The sequence below is a fragment of the Blautia sp. HA9023 genome, assembly GCF_056504095.1.
In genome coordinates, this window is sequence record NZ_JBWLUR010000008.1 from 43233 (window position 1) to 56879 (window position 13647).

12 protein-coding genes and 1 pseudogene are annotated in these 13647 nt (G+C 49.0%); 2 read left to right on the top strand and 11 right to left on the bottom strand.

What is annotated here, in order from left to right:
- Window positions 1-6: 6 nt before the first annotated feature.
- The 11 genes from AC04Q6_RS10110 to AC04Q6_RS10160 form a co-directional block, all read right to left on the bottom strand.
- The gene (locus AC04Q6_RS10110; protein WP_055143066.1) at window positions 7-1977 is read right to left on the bottom strand and encodes a C40 family peptidase; all 1971 of its coding nucleotides are present in this window, start codon (window positions 1975-1977) and stop codon (window positions 7-9) included.
- The gene (locus AC04Q6_RS10115) at window positions 1974-2930 is read right to left on the bottom strand and encodes a DNA-methyltransferase (RefSeq protein ID WP_055143064.1); all 957 of its coding nucleotides are present in this window, start codon (window positions 2928-2930) and stop codon (window positions 1974-1976) included. Before AC04Q6_RS10115 ends, AC04Q6_RS10110 begins: the two co-directional genes overlap by 4 nt.
- The gene (locus tag AC04Q6_RS10120) at window positions 2927-5323 is read right to left on the bottom strand and encodes a VirB4-like conjugal transfer ATPase, CD1110 family (RefSeq protein ID WP_055143062.1); all 2397 of its coding nucleotides are present in this window, start codon (window positions 5321-5323) and stop codon (window positions 2927-2929) included. Before AC04Q6_RS10120 ends, AC04Q6_RS10115 begins: the two co-directional genes overlap by 4 nt.
- Window positions 5283-5675, bottom strand: a complete 393-nt coding sequence (locus AC04Q6_RS10125) for a PrgI family protein (RefSeq protein WP_007860207.1) — start codon at window positions 5673-5675, stop codon at window positions 5283-5285. The genes AC04Q6_RS10120 and AC04Q6_RS10125 overlap by 41 nt, the downstream gene beginning before the upstream one ends.
- 1 nt (window position 5676) lies before the next feature.
- A complete protein-coding gene (locus tag AC04Q6_RS10130; RefSeq protein ID WP_007860209.1) occupies window positions 5677-6573 on the bottom strand; it encodes a radical SAM protein in 897 nt (298 codons plus the stop codon).
- A gap of 16 nt (window positions 6574-6589) precedes the next feature.
- Window positions 6590-7441 (bottom strand): VirB6/TrbL-like conjugal transfer protein, CD1112 family, encoded by an 852-nt coding sequence (locus AC04Q6_RS10135; protein WP_003431220.1) that lies wholly within the window; start codon window positions 7439-7441, stop codon window positions 6590-6592.
- A gap of 82 nt (window positions 7442-7523) precedes the next feature.
- Window positions 7524-7739, bottom strand: coding sequence for a Maff2 family mobile element protein (locus tag AC04Q6_RS10140; RefSeq protein ID WP_003431213.1), 216 nt, complete (start codon window positions 7737-7739; stop codon window positions 7524-7526).
- A gap of 63 nt (window positions 7740-7802) precedes the next feature.
- Entirely contained in the window at window positions 7803-9578 is a 1776-nt protein-coding gene (locus AC04Q6_RS10145) for a VirD4-like conjugal transfer protein, CD1115 family (protein ID WP_476389726.1), read from the bottom strand.
- Window positions 9579-9583: 5 nt separating this feature from the next.
- Window positions 9584-10057, bottom strand: a complete 474-nt coding sequence (locus AC04Q6_RS10150) for a PcfB family protein (RefSeq protein WP_006775667.1) — start codon at window positions 10055-10057, stop codon at window positions 9584-9586.
- Window positions 10058-10093: 36 nt separating this feature from the next.
- On the bottom strand, window positions 10094-11038 hold the full coding sequence (locus tag AC04Q6_RS10155) for a DUF6017 domain-containing protein (RefSeq protein ID WP_055143522.1): 945 nt from the start codon (window positions 11036-11038) through the stop codon (window positions 10094-10096).
- Between the two features lie 128 nt (window positions 11039-11166).
- A complete protein-coding gene (locus AC04Q6_RS10160; RefSeq protein ID WP_002604486.1) occupies window positions 11167-11385 on the bottom strand; it encodes a hypothetical protein in 219 nt (72 codons plus the stop codon).
- A gap of 164 nt (window positions 11386-11549) precedes the next feature.
- Here AC04Q6_RS10160 and AC04Q6_RS10165 point away from each other — a divergent pair.
- Both AC04Q6_RS10165 and AC04Q6_RS10170 read left to right on the top strand, forming a co-directional pair.
- Window positions 11550-13282: pseudogene (locus AC04Q6_RS10165) on the top strand (recombinase family protein); the annotation flags it as partial.
- Window positions 13234-13647 carry a hypothetical protein gene (locus AC04Q6_RS10170; protein ID WP_028086460.1) on the top strand — a complete coding sequence of 138 codons (414 nt, stop codon included), beginning with the start codon at window positions 13234-13236 and terminating at the stop codon, window positions 13645-13647. The pseudogene AC04Q6_RS10165 and the gene AC04Q6_RS10170, both read left to right, overlap by 49 nt.

Consider the following 13647-nt stretch of genomic DNA (forward strand, 5'->3'; position numbering starts at 1 on the left):
TCAAAGTCAGTTGTAATGTAGCCGCCCATAGGCGTAAAAATGGGATTGCCAATAGCTTGTATCAAGTTTTGCGTATTGTATCGGGTCGCCACAATGCAGCATGACGGGGCTTCCGTCCCCGTCCTCGCCAACGTAGATACCCACATGAGATACCCCCGGCGTGTCGTATGTACCCGTAAAGAAAACCAAATCCCCCGGCTGCGGGTTGGAAACGCGGGTTGAAATGTTGTAAAGCCCTTGCGCCCCAAGTCTGCCCGTATTGTATAGGCCGCTGTTCGTCAATACATAACTCACAAAGCCGCTGCAATCAAAAGAGGTTTCCGGGGTGCTGCCGCCCCACACATAGGGAAAGCCGACGTATTTATCCGCTTCCTCTATGAGCCGCGCAAACTGTTCATCGGAATTAAGCAGCGCGGCGGGTACTTCATAATCGGCGGGCGGGTTTTCATAGTATTTAGACACATAGCCGGACGACGGGAACAAATCGGGGCGGTTTCCCAGCGACGACATATACATAGCGTACATGGATAGCTGTTCCTCGCCCATGATGTAGACGGGGACATGGGAAAGGTTGAAGTTTTCCAAATCCACATGGAGAATGTAATAGTTGTAGGGTACTTCAACCTCATATTCGTTGCCCTCGCTGTCCGTCCTCGTTTCGGTGCGGTATCGTACCTGTACTTCTTCCTCAACGGTCAAGATATACTGTTTCTCAAAGAGCATTTCAAGGGTGCTTTGCGCTTCATCAAGGGTAAACACGCCCTCATGCAGCGCGGAAAGGATAGAGATTAGCACATAGGGGTCATGCTCGATCTCGTCCGCGTTCACCCGGTATTCGTCATAGCCGGGGTATTCGCGCTCGATATTATTCAGCATATCTTGTAACTCGGCTTCCATAGCGGCATACGCGCTTTCCGCGCCTGTAATATCCGCGTCCTCGGAAAGATAGGACGACGCAATTAAGCCGCTGCCGCTGTTGCCGCCAAAGAGGGAGCAAGAGGACAAGCCGCCGAAAAGCAGAAGCACGATAAAGGCAATCCCGCCCACAAGCAAGCAGCCTTTCCAGTGCCGGACGACAAAGAACGTCGCCCGTTTGGTTTCCTGCGCGGTTTTCTTCGCCGCCTTTGCGGTGGCTTCGGCGGTCTTTTTCACTTTGCCGCCCGCTTTCAGCGTCTTTGCATACTGCTTTTTAATGCGCTGCTTCTGCCAAAAACGGGAAATCGGGTTTGAGTGCGCAAGGGCGGGGTTATCGTGCAGCGCCTTTTGATAGAGGAAATCGGCGTTTGCCTTTACCGCCTTTCTCTCGGCTGCCGCCGCTGCCCGGTAGGGTTTCAGCTTGTGGCTGCGTATGCCGCGCTTTACCGTCCGCGCCGCCATACCGCCCGCTTTCTCGCCCGCAAGTTCTACCCTGTGCCCGCTTTCCACACCGACATTTTCTTTCTCAACCTCGTAGATTTTCCCATGTACGGTGCTGTTCAACTCCTGCGCCGGACGGGACAAGGGGTTATGCCGCAACTTGCCGTTTGGGGGCTTATCCGTCTTTTCAAAGGAAAGGCGCGTCTTTGCCTTGCCTTTCGCTTCGTCAAAAACGCGCTCTTTCTTGATTTTGGTCTGCTTGGGGATAGCCGCCCGCGCTGCGTCTAAACGGTCTGCCGCTTTCTCGGATTTACGGATAGATTTCTGCAATTCCGGCGTTGCCCGTTCCGCTTCGGAAAACTGCAAGCGGGAAGTATGGGTTTTTAGCTGCGCCGCGTCAAGGGCTTTTTTCCCTGCGCCCTTTGCCGCTTGCCGTTCAACCTCTGCGCCGATACGGTCAACAGCCTTTTCTGCCGCTGCGGTAGGGGCTTGGGAATAGTTTTCCTCCTGCGGCCTTTCGCTGATACTCGTTGTTTCGCCCGTCGTGAGGTTTTCCGCAACCGCCCCGTCGCGGGTCATTTTCTGCGTTACCTTGTCGGGGGCTTTCCATTCCTTGCTCAATCTTCATCACCTCCAATCCGCTGTTTTGCAAGGGTGCAATAGTCGGGGTTTAACTCAATGCCGATATAGCGGCGGGAAAGGTGCTTTGCCGCCGCTGCGGTGGTGCCGCTGCCTAAAAACGGATCAAGGACAATCCCGCCCACGGGACAGCCCGCCAAAATGCACGTTTCCGCAAGTTTGGGCGGGTATGCTGCGAAATGCCCGCCATGATACGCGACATTGTTGATCTGCCAAACGTTGCGACGGCTGCGGACGGGACAAATCAACTCGTCGGCGTATGCGCCCTTTTCGCGGGGGCGGTTGATTTTCTGCGGCTGGTTTTGCCCCGGAACAGTAACGTTATACTTGTTTCCTTTGCTAACTCCGCTTTTCAGCCGCCCCGCCGTTGTGGGGGCTATCGGCTCGGCTACTGCTTGCCAATTGTAGTAATACTTCTTTGACTTGGTAAGCAGAAACACATATTCATAGCAGCGGGTCGGCCTGTCCCGCGTGCTTTCTGGCATGGGGTTTGTTTTGTGCCAAATGATAGAACTGCGCAAATACCAACCGTCGCCCCGCAAGGCAAGGGCTACAAGCCACGGAATACCGATTAAATCTTTGGGCTTACAGCCGGGGGCGCGGTGGTTGAACGCCACTTGCTGCCCGTTCCTGCCTTTGGGATATTTGGGGTCTTGGTGGTCGGCTTTGCTGCCTGTGCCGCAATAAGTGTCCGCGATATTCAGCCAACAAGTCCCCTCCGGCGTAAGCACCCGCTTTACCTCATGGAATACCGCCGTAATGCGGGAAACATATTCTTCCGGCGTTGCTTCCCGTCCGATCTGCCCGTCTGCGCCATAGTCCCGCAAGGCATAGTAGGGCGGGGACGTTACGCAACAATCAACTGCGTTTTCCGGCAAGGTTTGAAGCACCTGCAAGCTGTCGCCGCAATAGATTTTGTCCGTTTCTATCCTCATGCCGACACCTCGCCGGGTTTGGTCGTCATGACGCGGTACAGTTCCGTATCCTGCGGGAAACGGTCAATAAAGGGCAAAATCACGTTGCCGTAGAAAATAAGCCCCTCGCCCGCGTCGGAATGGGTTACATAGGTCATTTGCTGCTGCGAAATGTTAAGCTGCTTTGCAAGGATTTCCCTGTCGCCCTGTGCTTGGTTGAGCATATAGACAAAATCGCTGTTTTCAAAAACGTTTGAAACTTCTCTGCTCGTCAAAAGGTCTTTGACGTTCTGCGTGATACCTGTCGGAATACCGCCCCACTTCCTAAAACGCTTCCAAATCTCGACGCTGTATGCTGCGGTCTGTTCCTCTTTCAAGAGTAAATGAAATTCGTCGATGTAATACCGCGTCGCCTTGCCCTCGCTGCGGTTTACCGTTACTCTGTTCCATACTTGGTCTTGGACGATAAGCATACCGACTTTTTTAAGCTGCGTACCGAGTTCCTTAATATCAAAGCAGACAAGGCGATTATGAATGTCAACGTTTGTCCTGTGGTTAAAAATGTTCAAGCTGCCGTTTACATAGAGTTCCAATGCCGCCGCGATACGCTGCGCTTCCTTTTCCGGCTGCTTCTTGATCTCGTCGTAGAGGTCGCCCAAAATCGGCATATTCTCCGGCTTCGGGTCGGCAAGGTAGTTGCGGTACACGCTGATAACAGCGCGGTCAATCAAGGTCTTTTCGACAGCTTCCAGCCCGTTTTTACCTCCCATAATCAACTCACAAAAGGAAAGGATAAAATCGCTCTTTAAGGCTATGGGCGTGTCGCCCTCGCTGTAATTGAGGTTAATATCCATAGGGTTAATGTACTGCGTGCTGTTCTGCGAAACCTTGATAACCTGTCCTTTCAAACGTCCGACAAGGGGGTAATATTCGGCTTCGGGGTCGCAAATGATAATGTCGTCGGACGTGATAAGAAAAGCGTTTGTGATTTCGCGTTTTGCAGAAAAACTTTTGCCGCTGCCCGGTGTGCCGAGTATCAAGCCGTTGGGATTTTTCAGCTTCTTTCGGTCGCACAAAATCATGTTGTTGGAAAGGGCGTTTAAGCCGTAATACAATGCTTCGCCGCTTTGGAACAGCTCTTGCACCGTAAAGGGAACGAAAACGGCGGTGCTGCTGGTCGTCAAGCCGCGCTGGATATGGATAAGGTTTTCCCCCAACGGGATAGAGGACATAAGCCCCTGTTCCTGCCGGTAGTCAAGGCGGGTCAAAATGCAGTTGTATTTCTGCGCGATTGCCGCCGCTCCAAATACTTCGTTATCCAATTTCTGCTTGGTATCTGCAAGGTTTAAGACAAGCAGCGTAAGCAGAAACATTCTTTCGTTGCGGCTCTGCAAATCGCGGAGTAGGTTTTTTGCTTCCCCGCCGTAGGTGGCAAGGTCGGACGGAATAATATCCATGTCGTAGCCGCTGCGGATTGCTTTTTTCTGTTCCTCGATTTTCATACGGTCAAGGTCGGTAATCTTGCGCTTAATCGTCTTGATTGCTTCGTTGTGGTCGATACTCTGAATGTGCAGATTGACGATAATCCCGTTTTCCGCGTCCATGAAGTCGGCAAGCATACGGTCGGAGAGTTCCGGCGCGACGATCTGCAAAAAGGAAACTACGCCAAACTTGCCGCCCATTTGAAACATTCGCCCGTCGCCAAATCGGAAAGAGGACGGCGCGATAAAGTCTTTGACAGAAAGACCGCTTGCGGGTAGCCATTCCCACGCAAAGTTAAAGCGTTCCCCGTCCGGGTGGAAAATCCCATGCAGCACTTCAAGACGCTGTTTCCCGTCCAATACCCGCGCCGCCGCGCCGATCACCTTAAAATGGTTGAGGGTGTCCGTTTCAATGCGGGCAAGACGCGCCCGCGCCGATCTAATGTCCTTTGCTTCAACGGTAAAGGTGAGAAACTTGGTCTTGATAAGCCCGTTGTTTCCGCGTTCAAGCTGCGTCCTAAGCATTTCGGTGTATTCTGCTCTGATACTGTCGAAGTCATCATTCTGCGGCGCAATCGTGATACTGTTCTTGAAATCGTCCTTGTTCGCATGGCGGCTGATTAGGGAAAGCTGCACGCTGATAGAAGCGTCGAACGAGTTATACATATCGCAAAGGGCTTCAAAAATGGCGGTTTTGTCGTCCGGCTGCGCAAGCTGATAGTTGATGTCCTCAAACTCAATGCACTTGGAATACCGCCCGTTTGCAAGGCGGCAAATCCCGTCCTTATACATTCGCTCAAACGGTATGCTGTCCTGCGCCGTATGGGGCTTCCCGTCGCCCTTTGCCTGTCGGATAAGGGTATCTATCTGTTTTCTTTCCTGTCGGGAAAGTTTACGCTTTTCGTTTTGGGTGTTTTTCTTTTCCTTTGACAATCGCCCGTACCTCCTTATCTAATTGCTCTTGCCGCGCAAGGGCGGCATAAAAATTGTTGGTCTGATAAGGTCGCTCTTTGGGGCGAAGAAACTTCACTTCCACAAATTGCCGAATAATCACTTCCAGCGGTTGCCCGTTTTTCTCGTACATGGCAAGCAAAAACATAGGCAGCATGGCAAGCACCATGCACAATGCCGCTGTGGTTGTTCCAACGCTGTCTTTTACCAAAAAGAACAGCGGCAGTCCGATTGCTACCGCCGCGCTGAAACAAATTAGCTGTCGTTTCGTAAGGTTGAACATTACCTTGCTTTTGATTTTTGTTAAGTCCTTTGGGACGGTTACATACGCCATTTCAAACCTCCTTTCTGCCCGGAATGTAATCTTCAAAACGGGGGACAGCATAGAAAAGCCGTTTGTTATTTACCCACCGTTGCAAATGGCGGGTAACAGGCGGGGCGGTTGGACGCTCGTAAATCATCACATACGGGTCAAAGCCCATAGCCCGCAAGGTGTTCACGCGGTATAAATCCTGTTCGTGAGTGCTGCCGTAGTTGGTAAGAACATACACGCGCCGCTGGCGGCTGCTCTTAATGGCGGTCAAATCCAAAAAACGTTGGAAATACCCGGTTAAGTCCTCGTCGGGATTATCCCATGCAAAATGTACCGCTTTTATCCGTACCCGATTTAACAGGCTGACATTATCCCTGTTCACAAGGCGAATATCCAGCCCTTGCGAAAAATCCACCCATGCGCGGCTTCGTATAAGCTGCTCAATGAGATTTTCATGGTCGGGACAGGCAAGCAGATTAGCGTCCATGATTTTTATTTCCGGCTGCCATTTCCAAAACTCGGACAAATCCGCAACCTTAACACTTTTGCGTCCCTCTTTACTGCTGACAATGCAAAACCCGCAATTTCTCGGACAACCCCGGCTTAAAAAGCCGTAGGCAATCCCGAAAAACTGCGGGTAGATAGAATAATCCGGGTAACTGTGTTCCACTTCCGGCGGCAAGCGGTTTTTCGTGTCGTAGCCCGTACCGCCGAAAATAACTTGTTCCGCGTTGGTAACGGTTATCGTGTCTTTGGAATAGGTGTCCGTAAAGACGCGGCTTTTATATACAAGGTCGTACCGCCCCTTTGCGTTCCACCATTCCACCGTATGCCCCTTTGCTTTATGATACGCGGATAGCTTCATCAAGCAGAGGTTGGGGAAATTATGGCTGTCAACGTCGATTAAACCGATTTTCAAATCATAACTCACCCCCTTAATGTGCCGAAAAGACGCTCTTTGCAAGGCTTCCCGTTTTGAAAAGCGTAAAGCACAAGAGGACGGTATAGCCCATGCAAGCCCAGATCGCGCCGGAAATGTCGTCGGTCGCTGCGATTGTTTGTATCAACACCGCATAAATGCCGACACACACCAAGATCAGAAACGCCTGAAAACCAAGCGCAAGCAAAGATTTTAAGTAATTCTGTCCCATGCTGCCCCATTCGTGATTTACCATTGTTGCCATAGGGATAGGGGCAACGCTCGTTACAAGATATATTTCAATCATGCGCCCATACACCACAAGCATAATGCAGATTGACAGGGCTTTCATGGTAAGCCCTACAAAGAGGGATTGAAACCATAACCCCAAAAGACCGCCCACGCTCATAGCGTCGAGTTTTGCTTCAATGTCGGTAATGACGGTGGTAACGTCTATGCTTGTATCGGATATGATAACCCCCGCGCTCTGATTGACGACGCTCTGCGTAACGTCGAAAACTCCCATGACGATGTTCCAAGTGTTTGTTACCAGCAGCACCGCAACAAAGGTCTTAAAAATCCATTTGAAGAAAATCCAAGTGTCGAGATCGTGCAGATTGTTTTTTTCAATTACAAGCTGGATTAGTTCATAACACATGACAAAGGTAATGATAACGCCCGCAATCGGTACAATGACGTTTTCCGAAAGGCTGCGTATCATGTTGAATATGCCCGCGTTCCACCCGGCGGGGGTCGTGCCGACTTGTGTTGCGATTTCTCCAACCTCTGTATTTACGCTGTCAAACAAGCCGGAAAGGTTCGATAAAATCCCGTCTGTCAAAATGCCGCGAAACCAATCTTCAATCATCTGCCATATCAAAAGTTAATCCCTCCTTTCCCGCGCCCTCCCGTTTCCGAGAGGGCGCGGCGGGTGGTATTTGTTTTAGGCATTATCCAAAAAGTTGAGAAAGCAGGGGAACAAGGGTGCCGCCGATCAAAGCGACGCCGCCGCCCGCCATGAGCTGCTTCATGCCCTGGCTCTTTGCGCCCGGATTGTCGTTGCCGTAACCCTCCATGAGGTTAATGGCACCCCAAATGCCAAGACCTGCGCCAAGCGCGATAACCAAAGTCTGCAATACACCAACTGCGCTGTTGAAAAACTCCATATAAACCTCGCTTTCTGCCGCTGTGCGGCTCAAAAAAAGTTGTTGAAAATGAAAATGCCGCCGTTATTCCTCGGCGGCTGCGTCCTCGTCGGACAAATCTATTTCGTATATGTCAAAGGCTTCATCGGGCTTTACGATTGCCGGACGGGTAGACATATACCGTTCCACGTCAAAAGCGTTTCTTTTGTCGAAGTCGGAAAGGTATTTGTAGTTCGGGTGTTTCGTGATGTCGTATTTGTCGCTTAAAAAGGGACGCACACCGCGTAGCTGCAAAATACATTTCCCACCGTCCATAACTGCTATTTCGTCCTGTGTCATCAGCTCCTTTCCTAATTTTTGATAAGTAAGTCCATGAGAAACCTGCGTGCCGCGATTTTCGGAAGTATTGAAACTGTCGATTGTTTCCCGTCCCAAGTTATCCGAAATATCCTTTGCATTTTTCCCACGTCCTCCCAAAAACAAGGTGCTGTCGGCATTATCAAGTATGATTTCTGCCGCGTCCTTGTAAATGGCTTTTAGTTGGCTCTGCGATTGCAGAATGATAGAAGCGGACATTTCCCTGCTGCGAATGGTCGCAATTAACTTATCAAAGCGGGGTATCTGCCCGATGTTGGCAAATTCATCAAGCAAAAACCGGACATGAATAGGCAATTTGCCGTTGTATTTGTCGTCCGCTTTATCACAAAGCAAATTGAAAAGCTGCGATTGCAGAATAGCGATAACAAAATTAAAGGTGTCGTCGGTATCGCTCATTATGAGGAAAAGCGCGGTTTTCCTGTCGCCCAATGTATCAAGTTCCAATTCATCATAGGACATGAGTTCCCGGAGTTCCTCTATATCAAAAGGGGCAAGACGCGCACCGCAAGAAATAAGGATTGACTTTGCCGTTTTGCCCGCCGCCAATTTGTATTTTTTATATTGCTTCACCGCGAAATGGTCGGGGCTGCGTTCTTCTAAATCGGCAAAGAGCAGATCAACGGGGCTTTGGTATTCCTCGTCGTCCTCGCGTGCTTCGCTTGCATTGATAAGTTCAAGCAGCGTTGTAAAGTTCATTTCCTCGGCGGGGGCTTCATACCAAATGTAGCCGATCAACGCGCAATATAATAATCTCTCGGCTTTCACCCAAAAATCTTCCGCGCTTTTTTCTCCCTCGCCTTTGGTATTGACAATAAGGGTATTGACAACCTTTAACACGTCCTTTTCGCTGCGGATATACACAAAGGGGTTATATCGCATGGATTTCTTGAAGTTTATCGTATTCAGCACTTTTATCTTGTAGCCGCCGCGCTGCAAGAGCTTTCCGCACTCGATTAAGACGGTGCCTTTTGGGTCGGTCAAGACGTAGGAAGAATGAAGCTGCATTAAATTAGGCTTTACGAAAAACCTTGTCTTGCCGCTGCCGCTGCCGCCGATCACCACGACGTTTTTATTTCTCGCATATTTCGGCTGCTTCGGGCGGCTGTTCATGGTAAGGCGTTCGGTCTGCGTCAAAATGATGTTGTTCTGAAAATCCGGGTCGATGTAGGGCTTTATATCTTCGGCGTTGCCCCAACGTGCGCTGCCGTATTCTGCGCCCTTGCGGTATTTCTTTGCGTTTTTCCCTTTGACATAGACAATCAGACGGATAACCACCGCGCCGACAATGCCGATAAGCAAATCCAACGGGTGAACGCTCGGCAAGGCATTTGAAAACGCTTCGGAAAATCCCTGTGTGATATTGAGTATCTTTTCGGAAATATCCGCGCCGGGGGCAAGCCGCACCGCCTGTCCCACCTTATCAAAGAGATAGACAAAGAACACATAGGGGATATTCGGGATTATCAACTTTTTGTAGTTCATCTGCTTCATATCTCGCGCCCCCTGTCTATTTTCTTTACCTTGTCGCGGGCGGCGTTAAGCTGCTTCGCCTTGTCCTTTGCTGCGGCAAGGGCTTTGCGGATAGAGGGCTTTTTATCCCTGTTCAGCTTCTTTGCGGAAAACTCTTGAAACGCTGCGGTCATAACGTCCGCGTCCCTGCCTTTGAAAAACACAAGGTAACGGGTCTGTTCGCCCTTAACCTTTTTCAGCGAAAAATCTATGTTGTACTTCTTCGCGGTACTCTCAAAGGCTTTGATATTGCTGTCGGTGATCTCGATGTTGGAAACACCCGCATTTTGCTTCATAAGCTGCCGCATGGTCTGTTTCCCATGCGGGGCTTTGCTTTTCTGCTCCAAAAACTTCTTGATTGCTTTCTGCAACGCCTGTTCGGTAAGCCTTGCCGCGCCTTTTCCCACATTGACGGATAGGGCAATCGTTTTTTGGGTTACTTCCTCCTGCAAGGTATCAACTCCTTTCCCGGTAAACTGCGGCTATGCTCATTTGCTGCCGTAAAAGTCGTGATTGACAAGGGCGGTATAGTAGCTGTCAATGGTACTCGGTGCGTTGAACAGCACCGCTTTTAGATACTGCTTGATGTTGCGGATTTTGGTTGTGTTCTCCCTCATGCAGTCCAAAACAAACTCAACGTGGCTGCTATTCAGCTTCATAAACTTTGATTTGACAAGTTCGGCGGGGTAGTCGTCCCCGGCGATACGGATTGTCTTTCGGGCTGTGCAGACGGTTTCCAGCATGATTTCTACAATCTCGTCCAAACGGTCTTTATCCATTTTGGGGTCTTGAATGAGAATGTCATAGTCGATGTTGTCTTTGATGATTTCCCGATAAATCTCTATTGCGCTGTTTGTTTTCGCTTCCGTTCTTTTCCTTTCCGGCGGCGTAGCCGCTTCGTCCTGCTCATAAGGCAAGGGATTTAGGGAATGGAAAGGAATGGAATGGGTACTTGATAAATCAGTAATTGATTGTTCTTTACTTGATATATCTTTATTTAATTGCGTTGGATTTTCCAACGTAGGTTTTTCCAACGTAGGTTTTTCCAACGTTGGATTATCCAATGTTGGATTTTCCAATGTAGGTAAATCCGATGTAGGCGGCTGTTCGCTGCTGGTAGCTGCTTCCGGCTCTTTGGGCTGCGGCTGCTCGTATATGACATAATCCGCACCGCGCAAACGTCCTTTCTCGTCGCGTTCCCGGCTGCGGACGATATATCCGGCTTTTTCAAGTTCTTTGACCGCTTCGCGGATTGCGTCGATCTTCTCCCGGTTGATATGGGATAAGCCCGCAAGGGTATAATCCCAATCTTCGGGCAGCGAAAGCATTTGCGACAACAAGCCCTTTGCCTTTAAGGACAATTCCTTGTTTCGCAAGTGGTGGTTGCTCATAACGGTATATCCCGTATTTCGCTCCACTCTGAAAACTGCCATATTTCCTCACTTCCTCTCTTGGTATGCGTGGACAATTAGAAAGCCGTTTTCGGCTGTTTTGGTATTGCAATATGCCCTTTGCCGTTTTCGCGTCTGCAAAGCCGCATGGCACAAGGGCTTTTGCCCGTCTATTTGTCCATGCTGGCGTGCGTTTTCCGCGTCCTTTTGCCGGGGCAATAGGGACACTCTTTGAAAACGCAAAACTCATATTTCCACCCGGGGCGGTAGAAACGGCAAGTGCCGCAATCTTCATCATCTCCGGCACAACCGGATTGATAGCGGTCAAATCCCGGCTTCTGCTGCATGAGCAATTCAAACGCCCGCTGCTTGCCCTTTGTGAAATACATTCCGGCTGCACCTCCTTTCCTGCGGGCATAAAAAAACGGCGTTACTTTCTCCCCCAAAGGGGTTAAGGTAACGCCGTTTGTGTGCGTATTCAGTTTTTAACACATTCCCTGTCTATCCGCTGTCCGCAAAACCATTGATTTTATTAGCTTTTTGCCGCTATCGCTATCACACCTCATTATTCCAAAGACCAAGTTTCCAGAATATGATAAAAGACATTGAAAGCGGTCTGATAAACTGCGTGATTACGAAAGATTTATCCCGTCTGGGGAGAAACTATCTTGATTGTGGGTTATATCTGGAAGTTTTCTTCCCAGAGCATAACGTGAGGTATATAGCGGTCAATGACGGCGTAGATACCTTGAATAAATCTGCTATGGACATCACGCCTTTCCGCAACATTTTAAACGAAATGTATGCCGCTGACATATCTGTTAAGATAAAATCGGCATATCGGGCGAGGTTTCAACAGGGGAAATTCATGGGAACTACCGCCCCTTATGGCTATATCAAAGACCCTGCCGACCACAACCATCTGCTGATAGATGATAAAGTGGCACATGTTGTAAAAGAGATATTCGACCTTGCATTAAAAGGGAATGGAGTTGCCAAAATTTGCAGACATCTTAATAAACAGCATATCCTACGCCCTGCCGCTTATGCGGCGGAGCGTGGCGAAACAGGCTTTGAACGTCATTTTGAGGGGAACGAGGACAAACGCTATATTTGGAGTGGGAACAGCGTGAGGAGCATTTTAAGAAGCCCGATATATGCGGGAAATCTTGTAGGCTACAAACGGATTGCCGCCAATATGAAAAGCAAGAAACGCCCCTCTAAGCTGCCCGAAGAATGGGAAGTGATACCCAATACCCATGAGGGAATAGTCACGCAGGAGGAATTTGATATTGTCCAACAGCTTATTACAAGTCGTAGGCTTCCACAGAACAAGGGAGGATTTGTAAATATTTTTGCAGGCGTTATCAAGTGTGTGGACTGCGGATGTGCTCTGCGGGCAATGAACGTACACAGGAGGAAACGCCCAGAGATTATCGACTGTGTACAGTATTCATGTAATAATTATGCAAGAAACGGAAGAAGCGAGTGTAGTGCCCACAATATAGAAGCAAGGGATTTATTCAATGCCGTTCTTGCCGACATCAACTGTTTTGCGGATATGGCAGTGAATGATGAAAAGGCGGTCAGGGCCATAGAAAAGCGGCTCACGGAAACAGACCAGAGCAGGGCGAAAGCATTAGAGAAAGAACGTAAGAAGCTGAACAAACGCCTTGCGGAACTGGACAGGCTGTTTTCCTCTCTCTACGAGGATAAGGTCATGGAGCGTATTACCGAGCGGAATTTTGAGATGATGTCGGGGAAATACCAGAAAGAGCAGCTTGAAATTGAAGCAAGGCTGAAAGAGGTGACGGAAACTCTTAATGAAAGCTACGAGAAATCACGGGGAATCCGTGACTTCCTCGCCCTTATCCGAAATTATCAAGGCTTAAAAGAACTGGATGCAACAGTTATAAACGCACTCATAGACAAGATACTTGTTTCGGAGCGTGAGAAGATGGCAGACGGAACAGTGAAGCAGGAAATCAAGATTTACTATAAATTCATCGGCTTTGTCGATGAATTACATATCATACCTACAAAACGGTGGGCAGCAATGCCCGCTAAAAATTGTACGGTGTGCGGCGTTGAATATGTCCCGGGCTCTGGTGCATCAAGGTATTGTCCTGCTTGTGCCAAGAAGATACGGAGGGAGAAATCAAACGAGAGCAAACGCAGGAGCAGAGAACAGAAAAGGATAGCATGTATGAACTGTCCGCAAAAAATGACCGACTGATTTGGAACAAAGGGAAGGCAGAATCAATAGATTTAAGTGTCTGGCAATAAGACAGAATGTTGCTGATAAATATGGTAAGGCAGATGGTATCACATTTAAGCGAGACATATGGACAGAAATGTTTGAAGCTGCTAAAGCGGAAAAGCAGAATGACCAGTCAGAGCTTGTACCATTCTGGTGTTTCGGAAAAAATCAGAGTGTAAAAATAGAAAGGCTTGTGCCAATGTATCCTATGAGTAAGGATGAGGTTAATTATGAAAGGCTGATAAAGATTCTGTCTCTTTACCGGCTTACATTAGGGCAGGCAAGGCAGGAAGAACTTCTGGAGTATTTATTCAAAGAGTTCAAGGAAACAAGTGGATTGAAGAAATTGTTTATCGACTTGAGTCCATTTTCAAAGGGAAAAGAAGGTTGA